Here is a 21,157-nt window from a genome sequence, read left to right as displayed (position 1 = left end):
CGGCGTCAGTGGGCGACGACCGGCACCCGCAGCTCGTCCTCGGCCCCGTCGCCCGCGCCGGAACCGGCGACGGCGTTGCCGCTGCCCGGCCGCCCGGCGTTGACGAAGGTCAGGGCGATCGCGGACGCCACGACCAGGATGCCGACGGCGAACCAGATCGCGCTGGTGTAGCCCTGCACCTGGCCCTGCAGCTGGACCAGCTGCTGCTGCGAGCGGGAGGACGCGCCCCCGATGTGGTCGGCGATGTACGACGTGGTGGCCGAGGCGGCGATCGTGTTCAGCAGCGCCGTACCGATCGCACCGCCCACCTGCTGCGAGGTGTTGACCATCGCGGAGGCGACACCCGCGTCCCGCGGCTCCACGCCCATGGTGGCCAGGGACATGGCCGGCATGAACGCCGTACCCATGCCGAGACCGAGCAGGAGCATGCCGGGCAGCAGCACGGCGGCGTAGGAGGTGTCGACCTCCAGCTGGGTGAGGAACAGCATGCCGAGGGCGGCGACCAGGAAGCCGGGGCCCATCAGCAGCCGGGGCGCGACCCGCGTCATCAGGCGCGTGCCGATCTGGGTGGAGCCCGTGATCATGCCCGCGATCATCGGCAGGAAGGCGAAGCCGGTCTTCACCGGCGTGTAGCCCTTCACGATCTGCAGGTAGTAGGTCAGGAAGAGGAACAGGCCGAACATCGCGATGATGGCCAGACCCAGCGAGAGGTAGATCCCGCCCCGGTTGCGCTCGGTGATCACGCGCAGCGGCAGCAGCGGGGCCTTGACCCGGGACTCGACGAGCACGAAGGCCAGCAGCAGCACGGCCGAGCCGACGAACATGCCGACCGTCAGGGCGTCACTCCAGCCGTTGGACTCGGCGCGGGTGAAGCCGTAGACGAGCGCGACCAGACCGAGGGTGGACAGGATCACGCCGGGGATGTCGAGCGGCGAGCGGTTGCGGCCGCCCTTGGGCTCACGGATGACGAAGTACGCGCCGGCCGCGGCGACGATGGCGAACGGAACGTTGACGAAGAACGTCCAGCGCCAGTTCAGGTACTCGGTGAGGAAACCGCCGAGGATCAGACCCACGGCGCCACCGCCACCGGCGATCGCACCGTAGATGCCGAAGGCCTTGGCGCGCTCCTTGGCGTCCGTGAACATCACGGCGAGCAGCGAGAGCGCGGCGGGCGCGAGCAGGGCGCCGAAGACGCCCTGGAGGGCGCGGGAGCCGAACATCATCGCCTCGTTGGTGGCCGCGCCGCCCAGCGCGGAGGCGACAGCGAAGCCGGCCAGGCCGGTGACGAAGGTGCGCTTGCGGCCCCACAGGTCGGCTATGCGGCCACCGAACAGCAGCAGACCGCCGAAGGCGAGGGCGTAGGCCGTGACGACCCACTGCCGGTTGCCGTCGGAGATGCCGAGGTCCTGCTGTGCGGAGGGAAGGGCGATGTTCACGATGGTGGCGTCGAGGACCACCATCAGCTGGGCGAGCGCGATGAAGACCAGCGCTCTCCAGCGACCGGCGTCCGGGGCGTCGGCGACGCCGGAGGCCTTGACGGCTGCTTGAGACATGGGGATACCCACTTCGGACTTCGTGACGGAAAAAGACGAGAAAAGGGACGACTGAACCCACGCCGACGGCCCGCTGTCAGCCACATCGCTGACGGCTCGGCCTCGGTGACGGAACTGGTGGAACTGGTGGAACTGGTGGAACTGGCTGATCTGACAGATCTGGCTGACCTGACGGAACTGGCTGCTCTGGCGGAACTACTGGTCGCTGAACTACTGGTCGCAGGGCCGGCGCAGATCCTCCATAGTCACGGCCGCCCCCGGGAGGACGGAGCGGGCGGGAGCCCGCAGCCCGTCCAGGAACAGCTGCAGATGGCGATGGACGAACCGGTCGGCGCTCACGCACCCCGTACCGGCCGGAGGCCGGCTGAGCTGGGCCGCGGCGATCATCAGATCGCCCACACCCACGTCGTCGCGGAGCTGACCGGCCGCCTTCGCCCGGTCCATGACCTCGGCGACGAGCCGCTCGCACCGTCCGCGCGCCGCCTCCAGGTCGGGGTGGTGCTGGTCGAACGTGCTGGCCACCATGGGACACAGGGCGCTGATCCGCTCGTCGGCGGAGGCGTGCACGAAGCGCTCCAGCGCCTCGAACGCGTCACCGGTCTCCGCGAGGGCCAGTTCGGCCGCCCGAGCCGTACGGTCCATGACCGAGCAGACGACCTCGCGGACGAGGGCGTCACGGTCGGGGAAGTTGCGGTACACCGTGGCGTTGCCGACGCCGGCCCGGCGGGCGACGTCGTCGAGCGGCACGTCCGGCCCGTTCTCGACGAACATCTCCCGGGCGGCGGTGACGATCCGCTCCCGATTGCGCAGAGCATCGGCGCGCGGCCGGGCCACCTTGCGCTGATCGGGGATCGCGGTCTGCACGGCGTACTCCTTGAGGTCAGTGGTGTCTGTGAGGGTGTCGGTCACGGGTGTGACGACTGGGTTCACGATCCGGGGAGGGAATCCCCGTTTCGCTCGGACACAGGTCTAAACGGGGAAACGATCCCCGGTTATTTCCCGCTTCCGAAGAACTTTCCGGTGACCTGGGTCACATCGCGGTTCCGGCCCGTCCCCCGGTCGGCGGCTACCGGCGAGAAACCCACGATCGGCCGCTCCAGCGCGCGCCCGCCCACCCCTCGGCACAGGGTGAGCGCATGGGTGCAGCCGGTGTCGGGCGGCTGCCGTGGCCGGGGAGGTCCGCATGCAGCCGCCGCAGGCGCAGCCGCCGAGCCGTCGCATACGCCCGCGCAGACTGGCCGCGGCCGGGACCGTCGCCGTCCTGACCCTCGCGCTCAGCACCTCGGCCGGCACCGGCCGGCTCGCGCCCGGCACCTCGACCGCGGGCTCCGGCCCCGCCGCCCTCTCCCGCTCCTCCGTGCACGGTCCCTGCATGATCAGCGGCGGCGCCGAGATCCAGATGTCCGAGGGCGTGCCGACCTCGACCGGTTACGCCCGCTCGACCGGCACCGTCCGCGCCCTCAACCTGATGGTCGACTTCTCGGACGCGCCCGGCGAGGGCAACGCGCTCGACCGGTATGCGGAGTTCTTCCCGCAGACCGAGGAGTGGTTCCGCACCAGCAGTTACGGCCGCCTCGACTACCACCCCGAAACCCCGATCCGGGACTGGCTCAGGATGCCCAAGTCCTTCGCGGAGTACGGCATAGAACGCGGCGCCCCCTTCGAACCCGGCTACCGCAAACTGGTCCAGGACCTGGTCGCGACGGCCGACGCGAAGGTCGACTTCCGCTCGTACGACCTCCTGAACGTCCTGGTCACCCCGAACGCGGGCCCCTCCGCCCTGGACACGGTCCTGTCCGTGACCTTCGCCGGGAACCAGGAGGCCCCGGTCGCCGACGGCGTCCCGGTGGCCAACGCCTCCTTCGTCTACTCCCGCCAGGACGACGGCTCCGGCTCCTACGGCGAGACCGGCTACCGCGTACTCCCCCACGAGAACGGCCACGTCTTCGGCCTCCCGGACCTCTACACCCAGGAGGGCGGAGGAGCCGTCGGCCACTGGGACATCATGAGCGAGGACTGGGGCGCCAACAACGACCTCCTCGGCTGGCACAAGTGGAAGCTGGGCTGGCTCGACCCGTCCCAGGTGCACTGCGCCTCCGCGCCGGGGACGACGGAGTACACGCTGACGCCGCTGGCCCGCAAGGGCGGCGACAAGCTGGTCGTCCTCCCGCTGAGCGGCACGTCCGGCTACGCGGTCGAGCTGCGCACCCGCGAGGGCAACGACGAGACGGTGTGCCGGCCCGGCGTACTGATCTACAAGGTCGACGCGGACGTCGACACCGGCATGGGCCCGGTACGGGTCTACGACTCCCGGCGCGACAGCGGCGGCTGCACCCGCAGCCCCAACGTCCACGCCGAACTCTCGGACGCCACCTTCACCTCGGGCGAGACCTTCAAGGACCCGCGCAAGGGGGTCACGATCAAGGTGTCGGAGAAGGACGGAGAGGGAGACGTCCGGGTCCGCATCACCCGGAAGTGACGGAGGGGGCAGGGGGCGCCGGGGGTCGCCGGGGGCACCGAACGGGATCGGGATGCTCGGAGTGCTCGGGGTGGTATCGGGCTACCGTAGGCGACCTGCCGTGATCGCCGTTCCGGAGAGCCGATGCCCGCCCACACCACTCACGACGCCCCCCGTGACGGGGCCGCCACCGCACCGGCGGACACGGTCGCACGGGCCGAAGCAGTCGCACGGGCCGAAGCGGTCGCACCGGCGGAGGCGGTCACCCCACTCCTCCGCGGCATCGCCGTACTCCGCCGGCTGACCGGGGCGAGCGACGGCACCCTCAGCCTCAGCGCCCTGGAGAAGACCACCGGCCTGGCCCGCTCCACGGTCGACCGCCTCACCGCGACCCTCGCCCGCATGGGATACGTCCGCCTGGACGGCCGCGACGTGACCCTGGCCCCCCGCCTGATGGAACTGGGCAACGCCTATCTGGCCGCCCTCCGCCTCCCCACCCTGCTCTCCGCCCGCGCCGACGCCCTGGCCGACGAAATGGACGAGTCGGTGTCGTTGGCGGTCGGCGACCGGGACGGCATCCGCTTCATCCACCAGGCCACCCGCCGCCGCGCCATGTCCCTGAGCTTCCGCATCGGCGACCTGCTCCCGGCCGAACGCACGGCCCCCGGCCCCCTCTTCGCCACGGAGTGGACGGACCCGGACTGGCACCGCTGGCGGAGCCGCCGGGCCACGGACCCGGCGGACCGCACCTTCCCCGCCGTACCACCCCGCGAACACCTCACCCCCGACGAGGACTTCACCCTCCGCACGGCGAGGGCGGCAGCGGACGACTACGCACTGGACGACCAACTCATCGAACCGGGCCTGGTGGCGCTCTCGGTCCCCGTACGGGACCCCGGCACCGGCCGGGTGGCCTGCGTGGCGAGCGTGGTGAGCCACACCAGCCGCCACACGGCACCGGACCTGCGGACGACCCTGCTCCCCCGCCTGCGCGCGGCGGTCGTGGCGATGGAGGACGACCTGCGCACCGCCCCGCCGCCGGAACCGGGGCCGCCCCGGGCGGGCCTCGCCACCTGGACGGGCGCGTCCAAACAGGAACTGGGCCGGGAGTTCGTGGAGTCCCTCGCCCGCGGCCTGACCGTACTGACCGCCTTCGGCGAGGGCCGCTCCGCGCTGACCCTGACCCAGGTCGCGCAGGCGACCGGCCTGGCCCGCGCGACCGCCCGCCGGGCGCTCATCACCCTCGGCCACGCGGGCCTGCTGACCCCGGCCCCCGACCACACCTTCACCCTCACCCCCCGGGTCCTGTCCCTCGGCTTCCCACCCCTCTCCCGCACCTCCCTCCCCGAGATCGCCCAGCCCCACCTGACCGCTCTGGCCGACCGCGTCCACGAGTCGGCGTCCCTGGCCGTCCTGTCGGAGTCGGGCGAGGAGATCCAGTACACGGCCCGGGCGTCCACGACCCGCGTCCTGAGCGCCCGCGTCACGGTCGGCACCCGTCTCCCGGCCCGGGCGACGGCACTGGGCCACGTCCTGCTGGCCCTCCCCGAGGCCCGGACGCAGGGTTACGCCCTGGTCGACGAGGAGCTGGAGGCCGGCCTGCGCTCCCTCGCGGTCCCGGTACGCGACCGCACGGGGAGGGTGGTGGCGGCCCTGAACGTCGCGATGCACGCGGCCCGCCGCACGGCACTGTCCTGCCGCACGGAAATCCTCCCGGAACTGTCCCGGACGGCCACCCGCATCGAGGCGGACCTCGCGGTGGCGGGCCGCTTCGTCCACGTCCCCCCGACCTGACCCGCACCGACGCCCACCTCCACCTCCACCCCGGCCCCCGATCCGCTAACCTGTTGTCACCGCCGCCCAGCGACGGCACGCCTTCGTAGCTCAGGGGATAGAGCACCGCTCTCCTAAAGCGGGTGTCGCAGGTTCGAATCCTGCCGGGGGCACAGAGAAACACCTGGTGAGAGGCCCTTCCGTTCATCCGACGGGAGGGCCTTCGTCCTCGCGGCACACATATGGCACACGCGCGGCTGCGGGCAGAGGTGGGGGCTGCGCGAGATGTCCGCAAAGGACGAGCCGGCCCGACGCCGGTACGAGAAGCTGGGACGTCGGGCCTCAACCGTTGCTGTGCCGGAGAGGGGCCGTCAGGCGGCCAGGGCACATCGGTTTTGCTGGGGGTACTGATGGATGCCCCGGGTGGCGGCCGTCCGCCCGCCCGGTTGACCCACCAGAGGGAACCATACGTCCTGCGGGCGTGAGCGGTGGCTGGAAAGCACCGGTGGTCAACAGACTGGGAGCCACGTCTGCGCTCGTCGCCCGAGAACGGGTTACCCCGGCGGCGCGAGTCCCCTCGGCCTCAGGAGGTACGCCCCATGACGTTCAATCCGCTGGAACAACGGGGTATCCCGTTGGACCGCCAGGTACGCAACTGGCGTGAGCTGAACGTGGCTCCGATCGACCCGGACCACTGCGACCCGTACACCCGGTGCCGGATCATCACGATGAACGGGATCGAGGTGGAGGCGATCATGTTCAGCCACCAGCTCGCCCGGAACACTGTCGATCCGGAGGTCAAGCGGCAGCTGGCGCGGGTGCGCTACATCGAGGCGCAGCAGCAGAAGGTCGTGAACTGGCTGCTCCCGGGCGTCTCCTCGGTGCTGGAGACGACCATCGCGTACGAGCAGGTCGCGGTGGACCTGACGGCGTGGGTGGCTCGTATGGAGCCGGACCCCTACCTGAAGCAGGCGTACCAGTTCGGCGTGCTGGAGGACTTCGACCACCTGTACCGGTACGCGAACCTGTACGAGATGATCGAGCACCGCAAGGCGGAGTCGATCGTCGACGGACTGACCGAGGTCATGCCGGGACGGCCCACCAGGCTCCACCACCGCAATCCGGTCGACAACGTCCGTGACCCGTACGCCAAGGACGAGACGAACCCGCTGTCCAAGCTGCACGCGCTGACGATCATGTCGGCTGAGCAGCAGACCATGAACTTCTACATGAACACCGGCCCTACCTACATGGAGCCGATCGCCCGCCAGCTCTACCAGGAGATCGGGCTGATCGAGGAGGAACACGTCACCCACTACGAGTCCCTCGTCGACCCGGGTGAGACGTGGTGGGAGCAGCTCGTCAACCACGAGTACAACGAGTGCTACCTCTATCACTCCTTCATGGAGCAGGAGAGCGACCCCAAGGTCAAGGCGATCTGGGAGCTGCACCTGAACATGGAGCTGGAGCACCTGCACGCCGCCTGCGACCTGATGCGCCGCCACGACGGCCGCGACCCAGCCTCGGTGCTGGCCCCCGAGCTGCCCAACGTGCTCACCTTCGAACCGAACAAGGGCTACCTGCGCGAGCTGCTCGACACCCAGATGGACCTCACGACCCTGGGCGCGGGCTACGTACGGGAGGCGCACGAGCGGTTCGAGCAGATGCAGGAGCAGATTCACGGCGGCGAGGCGCCCCCCAGCGACCGGGTGATGACCGAGCACGACGAGATGTTCGGCCGCGAGTACCGCGTCCAGTCCGAGGGCGAGCACCCCGACCCGACGCAGCGTGAGAAGTAGGGAGGCCGGGATGTCCGAGCTGAAGACCCCGCACGCCGGAGACGACATGGCCGAGGACGACGACGTCGTCTCCCTGCTGATGCGCCAGCACGGCGACATCCGCAACCTCTTCGACGAGGTCGAGGCCACCGAGGGCGAGGAGCGCCGGGACGCCTTCCGGCGGTTGGTGCGGTTGCTGGCCGTGCACGAGACCGCCGAGGAGGAGGTCGTGCACCCCTTCGCCCGCAAGGGCTTCCCCGGCGGAGAGCAGGTGGTGAAGGACCGTCTCGCCGAGGAGAAGGCGGCCAAGGAGACGCTGGCCGCGCTCGACGAGATGGACACCGACGACCCGAAGTTCATGCCGCGGCTGCTCAAGCTGCGCAAGGACGTCCAGGCCCACGCGCGGGCCGAGGAACGCTACGAGTTCACCCACATCCGCCGCAGCACCGACGTCACCAGCCTTGCCTCGATGGCCAAGGCCATCAAGGCCGCCGAGGCGATGGCACCCACCCGCCCCCACCCGGGCGTCGAGTCCGGTGCGAAGAACATGGCCCTCGGACCGGTCGCCGCGCTCATGGACCGCACCAAGGACACCGTCCGCAAGGCCATGGGCAAGTAGGTCCGAAACAGCCGCGTCCCGGGCCGGGCCCACGAGCCCGGGGCACGCGATCTGCGGACGACACCGGATGACGTCACGCGCCTGTCGGCGTCTGTGCGGGACGCCGTCGACAAACTCGGTGCCTGGCTTCACCCCGGGCCACCGCGGCATACGTCCACCGCCCCTGGGCTGCATGTGATACTCCCGCAGCCCGCGGACGTCAGTCGCTGAGCGCCTGGCGGAGCGTTTCGCGGCAGTCGATCACGGCGTCGACACCCACGAGGCTCAGCGTGCGCATCACCGCCTCGCCGGGCGCGGCCAGACGCAGCCAACCGTCGGCCTCACTGACCTTACGGTGAGCGGCGATGAAGATGTTGATGCCGCTGGAGTCCATGAAGGTGACCTGACGCAGGTCGACCACGATCCGGGGACGGGGAGTATCGCAGGCGGCCAACGCCCGGCTGAGGATGTCGCCGGAGTCGTGATCGATCTCTCCGGCCAGTGACACCACGCGGACCCCGTCGGTGGCCGTGGCCACGACCGACAATCGGCCAGCCTTCTCGGCACGTTCGGTACCCGTCTTCTTCCCCTCCGCCATGCCAGTGATCCTGGCACACCCAGACCCTGCCAGGGCGTCACCCGGAGCGGCAGAGGCCCCTTCGACGTGTGGCGTAGGCGACAGGAATCGTGTGGCATGGCTTGCGGCAATCCGGGTATCGGGCGAGAAGTGCGAACGGGGGAGCAAATGACGGCAGTCGTGGCGGGACCACATCCGCTGCAGGAAAACGAGGCGGCGCTGGACGGCCGATCGGCCCATTTCGCCGTGGCGCTGGCCGGCGAGGGACCGTGCATCGCCCAAGCCCGTCACAAGGCAGCGGCCTTCCTCGCCCGTGCCCAGGCCGAGCACGGTCTGCCGGTGTCGCAACGGGCCACGGACCTCACGCAGTTGGTGGTCAGCGAACTGGTCACCAACGCACGCAAGTACTCACCGGGCCCGATACTGATGACCCTGCGCATCACGGGGGAGACGGTCGAGGTCTCGGTGTGGGACTCCGATCCGGTGCTGCCGGTGGCCCGCGCCGCGGATGCCGGCCGGGTGGGACAGCACGGTCTGGAGATCGTCATGGCCGTCGCCCAGAGCTTCGAGGCGCGGCGCGAGCCGGTCGGCAAACGCATCAGTGTAGGCGTAGCCCTCCTGGACGCACCCATCCTCGGAAGCGCTGCCGCCTGACACGGCCCCTCGTACGGGTCGCAGCCGGCCACCTGCACTCAGGAACCGGCGCGTGGGCCGGCGTGGCGGGCCAGGACCGCGTGCGGCTCTCCGAGCAGCGCCCCGGGCAGATCCGCACCCTGCGCGCGCTTGAGGAGGTACTCAGCCACGATGGAGAGTCTGGGCGTGCCGCCCGTGTCCGTTCAGCGGGCCAACGTACACAGTGCACCGCTGACGCCTGCCGCGCAGGCCAGCAGGGCCGATGCCCAGGCACCGTGGCGTCTGAGCAGGTCGCGTCGCAGTCGGAGGTACCGGGCCTCGTACTCCCGTCTCAGCTCCTCGGCACGGGCCAGGCTTGCCTCGAACATCTGGCGGGAGAGGCGGAGACGGTGGGCGACGTAGTACCGCGTGAGGTCCTCCGCCTGCGCGGTGGTCAGCCACGGGAGGGCATCGCAGAGGGTCTGCGCCTCCCGGTGCGCGGCGCGCCGGTGTTCCTGTGCCAGGAGGAAACCCTCCGCCTCCGCCGCGATGCTCGTCGTGGCGTCGGGAGACGGAGACGGATGACGGAGGTGTCGGCCCGTCATCTCCGGTCGCCCTTGTGACCGCTCGTGTCCAGCGCGTCGCGTTGCCCGGTGTTCTCCGCCTGGTCGAGGCCGGCGAGGCCGGGGTGGTGCAGGTCGAAGGCGGGGGACTCGGAACGGACCCTGGGCAGGGTGACGAAGTTGTGGCGGGGCGGCGGGCAGGAGGTCGCCCATTCCAGCGAGCGTCCGTAACCCCAGGGGTCGTCGACCTCGATCCGCTCGCCGCGCTGGGCGGTCTTCCACACGTTGTAGAGGAAGGGCAGCGTGGACAGGCCGAGGAGGAAGGCGCCGATCGAGGAGATGGTGTTGAGCGCGGTGAAGCCGTCGGCGGCCAGGTAGTCGGCATAGCGGCGGGGCATGCCCTCGGCGCCGAGCCAGTGCTGGACCAGGAACGTGGTGTGGAAGCCCACAAACAGCGTCCAGAAGTGCACCTTTTCCAGCCGGTGGTCGAGCATGGTGCCGGTCATCTTGGGCCACCAGAAGCTGAAGCCGCCGAACATGGCGAAGACGATGGTGCCGAAGAGCACGTAATGGAAGTGGGCCACGACGAAGTAGCTGTCGGTGACATGGAAGTCGAGCGGTGGCGAGGCCAGGAGGACACCGGTCAGGCCGCCGAAGAGGAACGTGACCAGGAAGCCGGCCGCCCACAGCATCGGCGGCTCGAACGACAGGGATCCCTTCCACATGGTGCCGATCCAGTTGAAGAACTTCACCCCGGTGGGGACGGCGATGAGGAAGCTCATGAACGAGAAGAATGGCAGCAGCACCGCGCCGGTGGCGAACATGTGGTGCGCCCACACCGTCACCGACAGGCCGGTGATGGCGATGGTGGCGCCGACGAGTCCCATGTAGCCGAAGATCGGCTTCCGGGAGAAGACGGGGATGATCTCGCTGATCACCCCGAAGAAGGGCAGGGCGAGGATGTACACCTCGGGGTGGCCGAAGAACCAGAACAGGTGCTGCCACAAAATCGCCCCGCCGTTCTCCGGGTCGAAGACGTGCGCACCGAACTGGCGGTCCGCCTCCAGCACCAGCAGGGCGGCGGCCAGCACGGGGAAGGCCAGCAGGACGAGCACCGAGGTCAGCAGCACGTTCCACGTGAAGATCGGCATGCGGAACATGGTCACGCCGGGCGCCCGCATGCAGATGATGGTGGTGATGAAGTTGACCGCGCCGAGGATGGTGCCGAACCCGGAGAGAGCCAGCCCCATGATCCACAGGTCGCCCCCGGTGTACGGGGTACGCTCACCGCCGCTGAGCGGTGGATAGGCGGTCCAGCCGAAGTCTGCGGCGCCCTGCGTGGTGAGGAAACTGCCGAGCACGATCAGGCCACCGAAGGCGAACAGCCAGTACGACAGCATGTTCAGCCTCGGAAACGCGACGTCCGGCGATCCGATCTGCAACGGCATGATCGCGTTGGCGAACCCGGCGAACGTCGGAGTGGCGAACAACAGCAGCATGATCGTGCCGTGCATCGTGAAGGACTGGTTGTACTGCTCCGTCGACACGATCTGGAGACCGGGCCGCGCCAGCTCCGCCCGCACCACCATGGCCAGCGCTCCCCCGATCAGGAAGAACGCGAACGACGTGATCAGGTAGAGGTGCCCGATCTTCTTGTGGTCCGTCGTGGTCAGCCAGGTGACCACGACGTGGCCTCGGCCACGGCGCTCGGCCACGGGGACGGGAGCCACCGGCTCGGTATGGGTCGCCATCACGTTCCTCACTCGGCGGAGCGCCTGGTGGTCGGCCGTTGGACGGCGACTGTCCGCCTCTCCGGCCCTGTGTCTCGGGCAGCGTGTGTCCAGCCCTCGTGGAAGGTAGTCCGCTCCGGTACGGGACCGCGCCCGCACCCAGCCGATCGCAGGCCGAACGGCCCCATCTTCCAGTCGGACGGGTGACGACGGGGCAGCGCTGAGTACCGGCCTCGGTGCCCGCAACCGTTTCGTCCGCGGGGCTACGGAAACCCGGCGCCGGACGGTGACCGCCGGGACACCGGAAGCGGAGGGCGTTCGATGAGGAAGCTGTGGTGGGCGGTTCCGGTCGCGGCCGTCGGGGCGGCGGCCGTACGGCGGTCCCGGCCGGCGCACCGGGCCGACGAGCGGGCGGGCGACCGCTGACTCACCGTGACGGTCAACCGGCCGCCCACGGACGTGGGGTCGGAGGGGAAGTTGCCACCGCCTCTGGACGAACTGGCGGAACGGATCGACGTGCGGATCCGGCCGGCGCCGGGCGACCGCGGCACGGAGCTGGCCGCGCGCTTCAAGGAACCCGATTCTGCCGCGTCGGCCTCCGTGCCCGCGCGGCTGGCCGGCCAGGACCCGCGTCAGGAGCTGCGGCGCGCGTTGCGCGACGCCAAGTCCCTGCTGGAGGCGGGTGAGGTGCTGCGGCCCGACACGCCGCCCACGACCCGCCCCACGCCGGGCGGCAAGCTGGTCGAACTGTTCACCCGCCGCTCCGGTGGGGAGGGAGTGCTGTGAAGGCGCTGTGCTGGCAAGGCGTGAACAAGCTGTCCGTCGAGCAGGTCCCGGACCCCGGAACGGCGCAACGACCAGGATGTCATCATGCGGCTGATCGCGGGCACCACCTGCGGCTCCGACCTGCACCTCATCGGCGGCTACATCCCGGCGAAGCGCGCCGGTGACGTGATCGGCCACGAGTTCGTTGGCGAGGTCGTCGAGACCGGCTCCGCCGTGCGCAGGCACAAGGTCGGCGACCAGGTTGTCGTCTGCTCCTTCGTCGGCTGCGGGCGCTGTTGGTACTGCGCCAACGACCTGTGGTCCCTGTGCGACAACACCAATACCAACCTGGGCATCGGCCAGGCCCACTTCGGCTACGAGACCGCCGGCGTCTTCGGCTACTCGCACGCCATGGGCGGCCTGCGCGACAGCCACGCCGAGTACGTCCGCGTGCCCTTCGCCGACTACGGCGCCTTCAAGGTCCCCGAGGGCATCGACGACACCAGCGCCCTGTTCGTCTCCGACTCCGTGCCCACCGGGTGGATGGGCGCGCGGGGCGGTCGCCGGGGGTGGGCTCGGCGGGGGCGGCGCCCAGCAGCAGTGCGGCGATGGCGTCGGACCGGATCACCGGGTCCGGCGGGGCCGCACGGGCCGCCGGGTCCGTCGCGGATGCCGGGTCCGGTGGCGCAGGGGCGGTGGCCACGTCGAGGGGGTGGCCTTGCGGGAAGGCGTCCCACAACCGGCGCTCATGGGCGTTGAGTTCGTCGATGCGCACGAGTGACGATCTTCCTGGTGCGGCTGCGTGCCGGACAACCCCGTATCCCTCCGCTCCGTCCGCCTCCCGCTCAGGCCGGGCGACGTGCCCCGCGGGTCAGGCGGAGGGCGGAGACCAGGAAGAAGACGCCGCCGAGGAAGGCGTAGCCCGCGAGGCTGCCCAGCGACGGGTCGTCGGCGCCGGCCTGCGTGACGAACGAGAGGCCGGCGAGCGTCGAGATGGCGCCGCTGACGATCATCGGCCACTGCCCGCCCAGGTGGCGGCGGACGGCGCCCGCGACGAGCTGGACGATGCCCGCAGTGACGGCCCACGCGCCCCAGACGCGCAGGACGGCCGGGATGCCCGAAGTCGCGGCGAGCGCCAGGGCCAGGACCGTCAGGGAGCTGATCGCGATGTTCGCGTACAGGAGGGTGACCGGGCCGCCGTTGGCCTTCGCCGACCGGACGTCGACGACCGCGGCCGCCACGTCGAACAGCGGGTAGACCAGCAGCAGTGCCGTGCTCAGCGGGCCCAGCTCGTCGGCGGTGGTGAAGAGCAGGGCGGCCCATACGGCGGCGAACGCGAAGCGGAGGAAGTACAGCTTCCGGAGGGTGACGGGGACGCTGGCGGGCGGAGCGGCGACAACGGTGTCCACGAGTGGGGCCTTTCGTGAGGCGTGCACGGAGAGTTGCAATGAGGTAGAACGTTCGGTCTCTTCACGCAGTCAACGGCCTCCCCGCCACCGCTGTCAAGACCGAACGTTCTACCTCGCCACCTTGGTACGGTGGCCGCATGAGTCCGAGCGCAGAAGCCCGCCCCACCTCCGCAGCGCGCGCCCGCCTGCTCGGCACGGCCACGAAGATCTTCTACGCCGAGGGGATCCACTCCGTCGGCATCGACCGGATCACCGCAGAGGCGCAGGTCACCCGGGCCACGCTGTACCGGCACTTCTCGGGCAAGGAGGACCTCGTCCTCGCCTACCTCGACCAGGCCGACCAGGGCATCCGGGGGCAGGTGGCCGCGGCCGTGGGCAGTACTCCGTCGGCCGTCGGGCGGGTCCGGGCCGTCGCCCGGTCCATCGTCGACGGGATCCGGTCTCCCGGTTTCCGCGGCTGCGCCTTCCTCAACGCCGTGGCCGAGTACCCCGACCCCGCCCACCCGGTGCACCGAGCGGTACTGGCCCACCGGCAGTGGTTCCTGGAGACCGTCACGGAGCTGCTGGCACGGGTCGGCGACAGCGACAGCGACAGCAGTGACCGCGACCGCGACGTGCCCGCCGACGCCGCCGGGCGGCACCTCGTCATGCTCCGGGACGGTGCGATGGCCGCCGGGTGCCTCTTCGATCCGGAGCTGGTCTCCGAGACCTTCCTGCACGGCGTGGAAGGGGTGCTGAGGGAGATCTCGGCACCCGTCCCGGAAGAAGGCTGAGGAAGTTCCGGAAAAAAATTCCGTCCGGCCGTCCCGCCGTGTCGAGAACGCGCGTCCCGCTCCGTCCCAGGGGTGAACGAGGCCACAATGGGCCGCATCAGCACCTAGGAGACGATCATGGCCAAGTACCTGCTGCTCAAGCACTACCGCGGCGCCCCGGAGGCGGTCAACGGCGTGCCGATGGACCAGTGGACGCCGGAGGAGATCTCCGCCCACGTGCAGTACATGCAGGACTTCGCGGACCGGCTCGAGAAGACGGGCGAGTACGTCGAGGGGCAGGCGCTCGCCCCCGAGGGGGCGTGGGTCCGGTACGACGGCGAGGGCAGGCCGCCGGTCACCGACGGGCCGTTCGCCGAGACCAAGGACCTCATCGCCGGCTGGATGGTGATCGACGTCGACAGCTACGAGCGCGCCGTCGAGCTGGCCGGGGAGCTGTCCGCCGCCCCGGGCGCGGGCGGGAAGCCGATCCACGAGTGGCTGGAGCTGCGTCCGTTCATGGGCGCGCACTCCACCGTCACGGAGTAGACCACCGATGGACGAGGCCCTGATCAGGAGCCTCACGCCCAGCGTGCTGACCGTCCTCGTCCGCCGCGGAGCCGACTTCGCGGCGGCCGAGGACGCGGTCCAGGAGGCGCTGGTCGAGGCGGTCCGCGGATGGCCGGACGATCCGCCGCGGGACCCCAAGGGGTGGCTGGTCACCGTGGCCTGGCGGCGGTTCCTCGACGCGGCCCGCGCCGACACCGCCCGCCGTCGGCGCGAGGACCGCGTCGAGGAGGAGCCGGTGCCCGGCCCGGCGCCCGACGTGGACGACACGCTCCAGCTCTACTTCCTGTGCGCGCACCCCTCGCTGACGCCGTCCTCTGCCGTCGCGCTCACCCTGCGCGCGGTCGGCGGGCTGACCACCCGGCAGATCGCCCAGGCGTACCTGGTGCCCGAGGCGACCATGGCGCAGCGGATCAGCCGGGCCAAGCGCACCGTCTCCGGCGTCCGGTTCGACCGGCCCGGCGATGTCGCCACCGTGCTGCGCGTCCTCTACCTCGTCTTCAATGAGGGCTACTCCGGTGACGTCGACCTCGCCGCCGAGGCGATCCGGCTCACCCGGCAGCTCGCGGCCTCGGTCGACCACCCGGAGGTGGCGGGGCTGCTGGCGCTGATGCTGCTCCACCACGCGCGGCGGGCCGCCCGGACCGCGCCCGACGGCAGTCTGGTGCCGCTCGCCGAGCAGGACCGCGGCCGGTGGGACACCGCGTCCATCGCCGAGGGCGTACGGATCCTGCAGGCGGCGCTCGCCCGGGACCGGCTGGGCGAGTTCCAGGCCCAGGCCGCCATCGCCGCCCTGCACGCCGACGCGCCCACCGCCGGGGAGACCGACTGGGTGCAGATCGTGGAGTGGTACGACGAGCTCGCGCGCCTCACCGACAACCCCGTCGTCCGGCTCAACCGCGCCGTCGCCGTCGGGGAGGCCGACGGCCCGCGCGCCGGACTGGCGGCGCTCGCCGCGCTGGACGACGCGCTGCCCCGCCACACCGCGGTGGCGGCGTACCTGCACGAGCGCGACGGCGACCTGGACACGGCGGCGCGGCTGTACGCCGAGGCGGCCCACAAGGCGCCCGACCTCGCCGAACGCGACCACCTCACGCGCCAGGCCGCCCGCCTCAACTCGCGTCGCCGGCAGGACCGTTGAACGGGCCGTCGGGGGCCGCCGGGCGCGCACCGGAATCGTTGGCAGCGGAGTCCGCCCCGGCCACCCGGCCGCCCGGGTGCCGCAGCGCGCAGACGTAGCCGGCCGCGAGGGCGACTGCCATGCCGTAGAAGACCCACTGGTTGGCCTCGGCGAAGTCGAGGCGGACGGCGGACATCGCGTCCCGCATGGCCGTCTGGGCCGGGCCGTCGCCCGTCGGGGTGCGGGCGTCCGCGTTGCCGGTGATCGCCTCCGTGACGTCCCGGGCCATGGAGTGCCGGGCGTCGGGCGGTACTCCGCGTGCGCCGAGGGTCTCCTCGACCCGGTCGGTCATGGAGTGCGTCAACAGGGTGCCGAAGACGGCCAGGCCGACGCTGGCGGCGTAGTTGCGGACGGTCTGGGTGATGCCGGTGACCTCGCCGTACGAGGAGTTGATCGAGCGGTTGACGGCGTCCGTCGACGCGGGGGCGAGGACGAAGCCGATGCCCGCGCCGGCGAGGGCGGCGTACGGCCACTGGTCGTGCATGGACAGGTCGGTGAGTTTGCCGGCCCACAGGGCGAAGCCGATGGCGCCGAGGGCGCAGCCGATGCGCATCGCGGGCCCGGCGCCCCGCTTGTCGAGGATGCGGCCGCCCCACTGGGAGGCGAGGGCGAACCCCGCGAAGAAGTACAGCAGGTACAGGGCGGCCTGGTTGGGCGAGGCGCTGAGCGAGACCTGGGCGTAGACCGAGGCGAAGAAGAACAGCGGGACGAACGCCAGCATGGCGAAGAAGAGCACCAGCGCGTCCACGGTGAAGGCGCGGTCGCGGAAGACCGCGAGGTTGACCAGGGGGTGGCGGGTGCGCAGTTCGTAGCGGCAGAAGGCGTAGAGGATCGCCAGGCCGCCCGCGATGCAGGCCCAGGTCGCCGCGTTGTCCCAGCCCCAGGCCGCCGACTGCTGGAAGCCGAGCACGCTCAGGCCCATGCCGGCGACGATCAGGAGGGCGCCGCGCACGTCCAGCGACTCGTCGCGCCGGCGGTCGGGGATGCCGGCCAGCGCGGTCAGCACCAGCGCCGCGATCGCCACGGGGACGTTGACCCAGAAGATCGCCCGCCAGGTCCACGCGGTGAGCCAGCCGCCGAGCAGCGGTCCCACGGCGGTCAGGGCGCCGGTGAGGCCGAAGAAGAGGGCGAGCGCGCGGCCCCGGCGCTCGACGGGGAACACCGCGACGACCACGGCGAGCGCGGCCGGGAAGAGCAGCGCGGCGCCCAGGCCCTGGACGGCGCGGAAGACGATGAGCCAGGTCAGCGCGTAGTCGCCGGAGGGTACGCAGCCGCACAGGACCGAGGAGAGGACGAAGACCAGGGTGCCGAGTACGACCACGCGGCGTGGGCCCCACAGGTCCGCCAGACGTCCGCCCAGGGCGAAGAAGGCTGCCAGGGCCAGCAGGTAGGCGTTGATCACCCACTGCATGCCCGTGGCCGACAGGCCGAGTTCGGAGACGATGTCGGGGGCCGCGATCGAGACGATCGTCTGGTCGATGAACGTCATCGCCACCGTGAACATCATGGCGGCGAGGGCCAGTGACTGGGAGGGGGCGCGGCGTCCGGCACCGGGCGTGCGCCCGTCCCGCTTCGTGTGCGTTCGGCTCACCCGGCCAGTCTGCGTCCGCCCCGGTGGCCGCGCATCCGCACGCCGGACCGCGCCCGCACGGCCCGTACGACACCCCTACGCCGGGCGTCCGTACTCCGCGAGGGCCGGGGTCAACAGGTCGAAGGCGCGGGGGGCCTCCCGTGCCAGCACCTCGGCGATCTCCGGGTTGGTGCGCCCCGCCAGGGTCAGTTCCTGGATGCGGGTGAACAGGACGCGGTGGACGCCGCCCAGCAGGGCCGCGGCCGTGCGGGGGGTGATGTCGTCGGGCGGGGCGTCCGTCGCGTCGGCCAGGGCCGCGGTCAGCGCCTCCTCCCGCCGGTCGTGGAGGCCGCGCAGGCACGAGGTGAGCGTGGGGCTGTCGGCGATCATGCGGGTGAAGGCCCGGCCGGCGAAGCCCGCGACCGGGTCCTGGGCCGCCACGGCCGCCAGGAAGGCGCGGCGCAGGGCCGTCAGGGGGGTCTCGTCGGTTCCGCGCGCCGTCACGGTGGTGGCCAGGGCGGCGACGAACTCGTCCTGGTGGTCCAGGGCCAGGTCCTCCTTGCGCGGGAAGTAGTTCGTCACCGTCTTCTTGGCGACCCGTGCGGCGTCGGCGATCTCGGCGATCGTCGTCTGCTCGAAGCCGCGCTCGATGAAGAGCCTGGTGGCGTGGTCGGAGATCAGCTGCCGCGTCTCGCGCTTCTTGGCCTCGCGCAGGCCCAGCACCGGTGCGTCGTTCGGGTCCATGGGCGAATCTTACCTCGGTAGTATTTTTATGTTGACGGTCAGAGTAGCCCTTGCGTAAACTTACCCTCGATGAATGAATTCAACGAGAGGTACGACAGCACCGACTCCGTACGCGAGTTCACCGTGAGCGACGCGGACGCCGGCCCCTACGCGCTCGCCGAGGGTCCGGACGGCGCCCTGTGGTTCACGCTCGTCCACCGGGGCGCCGTCGCCCGCAGAGACCCGGACGACGGGCGGGTCACCGTCCACCCGGTCGGCGACGGGCCGACCGTGATCGCGCCCGGACCCGACGGCGCCCTGTGGTTCACCGAGTACCGGACGCACCGCATCGGCCGGATCACCCCGGACGGCGACTACTCCTCCTTCGCGCCCCTCACGCCCGGGGGCGGGCCGTTCGGGATCACGGCCGGGCCGGACGGGGCCATGTGGTTCACGCTCTCCTCGGCCGACCGCGTCGGCCGCGTCACGGTGGAGGGCGACGTCACCGAGTACGCGGCGCCCGGCGCCTTCCCGTCCGCCCTCACCACCGGGCCGGACGGCGCCCTGTGGTTCACCCTCAACCAGGGCAACGCCGTCGGGCGGCTGACCACCGACGGCCACGGCACCGCGTACCCGCTGCCGACGCAGGGCGCCGCGCCGGTGGGCATCGCCGCGGGGCCCGACGGCGCCCTGTGGTTCACCGAGATCGGCGCCGGGCGGATCGGCCGGATCACCGTGGCCGGAGACATCACCGAGTACCCGCTCCCCGACCCCGGGGCCAAGCCGCACGCGGTGACGGCGGGGCCCGACGGGGCGCTGTGGTTCACCGAGTGGGGCAGCGGCCGGGTCGGCCGGATCACCGTCGACGGCCGCATCGCCTCGTACGCGCTCTCCCGTGCCGACAGCGAACCGCACGGCATCGCCGCGCACGGCGGCGCCCTGTGGTGCGCCCTGGAAACCGGCTCCCTGGCCAGAATCGAGGTCCCGTCCTGACCGGTCCCGCGCCCGCTCCGGATGCCGTCCCCGACCCCGGCGTGCTGCACCCCCTCGCGCAGCACCCGCGCGTCGTCCTCCTCAAGCCGCTCGTCACGGACGAGCGCATCCAGGTGGGCGACTTCACCTACTACGACGATCCCGACGACGCCACCGCCTTCGAGACCCGCAACGTGCTCTACGCCTACGGCCCGGAGCGGCTGATCATCGGCAAGTACTGCGCGATCGCCACCGGCACCCGGTTCCTGATGGCCGGCGCCGAGCATCCCACCATGGGCGTGTCGACGTTCCCCTTCACCATGTTCGGCGGCGCCTGGGGCGAGGCCACGCTCGATCTGGTCACCGGCATGCCCAGCCGCGGCGACACCGTCGTCGGCAACGACGTGTGGTTCGGCTACGGCGCCACCGTCATGCCCGGCGTGCGCATCGGCGACGGCGCGATCATCGCCGCCGGGTCGCTGGTCACCGCCGACGTACCGCCGTACACCGTGGTCGGCGGCAGCCCGGCCCGGCCGATCCGTACCCGGTACGACGCCGAGGACGTCGCGCGGCTGCGGCGGGCCGCGTGGTGGGACTGGCCGGTCGAGCTGGTCACCCGCCACGTACGGACGATCATGTCGGGCACTCCGGCCGAGATCGAGGCCGTCGCGGCGAAGGAGCGCCCCTGACCACCGGACGTCCCAGAGGAAGCCGCGCGGAGGGCCGCACGAAACACCCGACGCAGCACCCCACTGAAGGCCCCACGGAAGGAAGCACCCGCTTGACCGACTCGACGCACTCCCCCGCCTTCGACGCCGCCGCCGAGTTCGACCGGCAGGTCGCCGGCCTGATCGCGCTCGACTACCCGGCGCTGTCCGGCCGCACCCCCGACCGGTTCGCCGAACTGGTGGCGCCGCTGCGCGCCGAGGCCGTGGCCCGCACGGACTCCTCGGCGTACGCGGGGCCGGCGGGGTCCGGCGGCCACGAGCCCGCCGTCACCGGCCGGATTCCCTTCGTCCTGGTCGTCGGACGCGAACTCGCCCCGGTCGAACGGACCATGGCGCTGACCACGCTGCACGGCGGCCGACTGCCCGGCTTCGTCGACCACAGCTTCGAACCGGGCTCCCTGGAACGGTTCGTCGCCACCGAGTCGACCCGGCCGCCCGGACCGGACGGTGTCCACCTGCTGTTCGACGTCGAGCGCGGGGAGGAGTTCTGCGGGGTCGTGCCGGGTGACGCGCTGGCCACGGTCGCCGAGCGGGGGCGGACGCCGCTCACCGTCGAGGAGGGCATCGCCCTGCTGACCCACGTGCCGGAGGTCCTGGTCAAGAACAAGTGCTTCTCGCTGGGCGGTTCACGGTGCGGCGACCGCCGGGTCCCGGCGCTCTGGATCAGCAAGCGCGCCCCGAAGCTCGGCTGGTGCTGGGAGGGCAACCCGCACACCTGGCTCGGCATGGCGTCGGCCGGTGCGCGCCACGCCTGAGCACCGTCACGCCGGGGTGGTCCGGGGCTCGGGACCCTCGGGGCGCCGCCGTCCCCTGCCTGGTGGCGCAGCAGCATCGCCGCGTCGTCGTGGTGGG

The 21,157-nt window shown here is 71.4% G+C and carries 21 protein-coding genes and 1 tRNA gene; 14 read left to right on the top strand and 8 right to left on the bottom strand.

Going from position 1 to position 21,157, the window contains the following annotated elements:
- Positions 1-5: 5 nt before the first annotated feature.
- Both ACZ56V_RS29735 and ACZ56V_RS29730 read right to left on the bottom strand, forming a co-directional pair.
- A complete protein-coding gene (locus ACZ56V_RS29735) occupies positions 6-1,553 on the bottom strand; it encodes an MFS transporter (protein ID WP_468946503.1) in 1,548 nt (515 codons plus the stop codon).
- A gap of 210 nt (positions 1,554-1,763) precedes the next feature.
- Complete coding sequence (locus tag ACZ56V_RS29730; RefSeq protein WP_398918599.1) at positions 1,764-2,417, bottom strand: TetR/AcrR family transcriptional regulator; 654 nt, start codon at positions 2,415-2,417, stop codon at positions 1,764-1,766.
- Between the two features lie 319 nt (positions 2,418-2,736).
- Here ACZ56V_RS29730 and ACZ56V_RS29725 point away from each other — a divergent pair, with 319 nt between their 5' ends.
- The 5 genes from ACZ56V_RS29725 (at position 2,737) to ACZ56V_RS29705 (ending at position 8,181) form a co-directional block, all read left to right on the top strand.
- Positions 2,737-4,032 carry a M6 family metalloprotease domain-containing protein gene (locus ACZ56V_RS29725; RefSeq protein ID WP_398918585.1) on the top strand — a complete coding sequence of 432 codons (1,296 nt, stop codon included), beginning with the start codon at positions 2,737-2,739 and terminating at the stop codon, positions 4,030-4,032.
- A 123-nt stretch (positions 4,033-4,155) separates the two neighbouring features.
- Entirely contained in the window at positions 4,156-5,805 is a 1,650-nt protein-coding gene (locus ACZ56V_RS29720) for an IclR family transcriptional regulator domain-containing protein (protein ID WP_468946500.1), read from the top strand.
- A 79-nt stretch (positions 5,806-5,884) separates the two neighbouring features.
- Positions 5,885-5,957: transfer RNA gene (locus tag ACZ56V_RS29715), tRNA-Arg, on the top strand.
- A gap of 426 nt (positions 5,958-6,383) precedes the next feature.
- Positions 6,384-7,583: a hypothetical protein gene (locus tag ACZ56V_RS29710; protein ID WP_358742401.1), complete on the top strand. Its 1,200-nt coding sequence runs from the start codon at positions 6,384-6,386 to the stop codon at positions 7,581-7,583.
- A gap of 10 nt (positions 7,584-7,593) precedes the next feature.
- On the top strand, positions 7,594-8,181 hold the full coding sequence (locus tag ACZ56V_RS29705) for a hemerythrin domain-containing protein (RefSeq protein WP_468946497.1): 588 nt from the start codon (positions 7,594-7,596) through the stop codon (positions 8,179-8,181).
- 199 nt (positions 8,182-8,380) lie between these two features.
- On the opposite strand, the gene ACZ56V_RS29700 is transcribed toward ACZ56V_RS29705, so the two are convergent.
- A complete protein-coding gene (locus ACZ56V_RS29700; protein ID WP_468946495.1) occupies positions 8,381-8,758 on the bottom strand; it encodes an STAS domain-containing protein in 378 nt (125 codons plus the stop codon).
- 147 nt (positions 8,759-8,905) lie between these two features.
- Here ACZ56V_RS29700 and ACZ56V_RS29695 point away from each other — a divergent pair, with 147 nt between their 5' ends.
- Complete coding sequence (locus tag ACZ56V_RS29695; protein WP_468946492.1) at positions 8,906-9,391, top strand: ATP-binding protein; 486 nt, start codon at positions 8,906-8,908, stop codon at positions 9,389-9,391.
- Between the two features lie 182 nt (positions 9,392-9,573).
- Here the strand turns inward: ACZ56V_RS29695 and ACZ56V_RS29690 are convergent, their stop codons facing one another.
- Positions 9,574-9,954, bottom strand: a complete 381-nt coding sequence (locus ACZ56V_RS29690; RefSeq protein ID WP_468946490.1) for a hypothetical protein — start codon at positions 9,952-9,954, stop codon at positions 9,574-9,576.
- Positions 9,951-11,663, bottom strand: a complete 1,713-nt coding sequence (gene ctaD / locus ACZ56V_RS29685) for an aa3-type cytochrome oxidase subunit I (RefSeq protein WP_468946487.1) — start codon at positions 11,661-11,663, stop codon at positions 9,951-9,953. The genes ACZ56V_RS29690 and ctaD overlap by 4 nt, the downstream gene beginning before the upstream one ends.
- A 456-nt stretch (positions 11,664-12,119) precedes the next feature.
- On the opposite strand from ctaD, the gene ACZ56V_RS29680 reads away from it, so the two are divergent.
- Complete coding sequence (locus ACZ56V_RS29680; protein WP_468946484.1) at positions 12,120-12,428, top strand: SRPBCC family protein; 309 nt, start codon at positions 12,120-12,122, stop codon at positions 12,426-12,428.
- An 84-nt stretch (positions 12,429-12,512) separates the two neighbouring features.
- Positions 12,513-13,166, top strand: coding sequence for an alcohol dehydrogenase catalytic domain-containing protein (locus ACZ56V_RS29675; RefSeq protein ID WP_468946481.1), 654 nt, complete (start codon positions 12,513-12,515; stop codon positions 13,164-13,166).
- Positions 13,167-13,252: 86 nt separating this feature from the next.
- On the opposite strand, the gene ACZ56V_RS29670 is transcribed toward ACZ56V_RS29675, so the two are convergent.
- A complete protein-coding gene (locus ACZ56V_RS29670) occupies positions 13,253-13,816 on the bottom strand; it encodes a hypothetical protein (protein WP_398918576.1) in 564 nt (187 codons plus the stop codon).
- Between the two features lie 137 nt (positions 13,817-13,953).
- Here ACZ56V_RS29670 and ACZ56V_RS29665 point away from each other — a divergent pair, with 137 nt between their 5' ends.
- From ACZ56V_RS29665 to ACZ56V_RS29655, 3 genes are all read left to right on the top strand, one after another.
- Complete coding sequence (locus ACZ56V_RS29665; RefSeq protein WP_467379617.1) at positions 13,954-14,589, top strand: TetR/AcrR family transcriptional regulator; 636 nt, start codon at positions 13,954-13,956, stop codon at positions 14,587-14,589.
- Between the two features lie 117 nt (positions 14,590-14,706).
- Positions 14,707-15,114 carry a YciI family protein gene (locus tag ACZ56V_RS29660; protein ID WP_398918572.1) on the top strand — a complete coding sequence of 136 codons (408 nt, stop codon included), beginning with the start codon at positions 14,707-14,709 and terminating at the stop codon, positions 15,112-15,114.
- A 7-nt stretch (positions 15,115-15,121) separates the two neighbouring features.
- Positions 15,122-16,273: an RNA polymerase sigma factor gene (locus tag ACZ56V_RS29655; protein ID WP_468946478.1), complete on the top strand. Its 1,152-nt coding sequence runs from the start codon at positions 15,122-15,124 to the stop codon at positions 16,271-16,273.
- On the opposite strand, the gene ACZ56V_RS29650 is transcribed toward ACZ56V_RS29655, so the two are convergent.
- Positions 16,245-17,819, bottom strand: coding sequence for an MFS transporter (locus ACZ56V_RS29650; protein ID WP_468946533.1), 1,575 nt, complete (start codon positions 17,817-17,819; stop codon positions 16,245-16,247). The genes ACZ56V_RS29655 and ACZ56V_RS29650 overlap by 29 nt on opposite strands.
- Before the next feature lie 159 nt (positions 17,820-17,978).
- Positions 17,979-18,626: a TetR/AcrR family transcriptional regulator gene (locus tag ACZ56V_RS29645; RefSeq protein ID WP_468946475.1), complete on the bottom strand. Its 648-nt coding sequence runs from the start codon at positions 18,624-18,626 to the stop codon at positions 17,979-17,981.
- Between the two features lie 69 nt (positions 18,627-18,695).
- On the opposite strand from ACZ56V_RS29645, the gene ACZ56V_RS29640 reads away from it, so the two are divergent.
- From ACZ56V_RS29640 to ACZ56V_RS29630, 3 genes are all read left to right on the top strand, one after another.
- Positions 18,696-19,598, top strand: coding sequence for a Vgb family protein (locus ACZ56V_RS29640; RefSeq protein ID WP_468946473.1), 903 nt, complete (start codon positions 18,696-18,698; stop codon positions 19,596-19,598).
- The gene (locus ACZ56V_RS29635) at positions 19,595-20,266 is read left to right on the top strand and encodes a CatB-related O-acetyltransferase (protein ID WP_467379840.1); all 672 of its coding nucleotides are present in this window, start codon (positions 19,595-19,597) and stop codon (positions 20,264-20,266) included. Before ACZ56V_RS29640 ends, ACZ56V_RS29635 begins: the two co-directional genes overlap by 4 nt.
- Positions 20,267-20,358: 92 nt before the next feature.
- Entirely contained in the window at positions 20,359-21,060 is a 702-nt protein-coding gene (locus tag ACZ56V_RS29630; RefSeq protein ID WP_467379609.1) for a DUF5701 family protein, read from the top strand.
- Positions 21,061-21,157 lie beyond the last annotated feature (97 nt).

The organism is Streptomyces sp. NPDC034099, from assembly GCF_055575415.1.
This window is presented reverse-complemented; position numbering and strand designations above follow the sequence as displayed.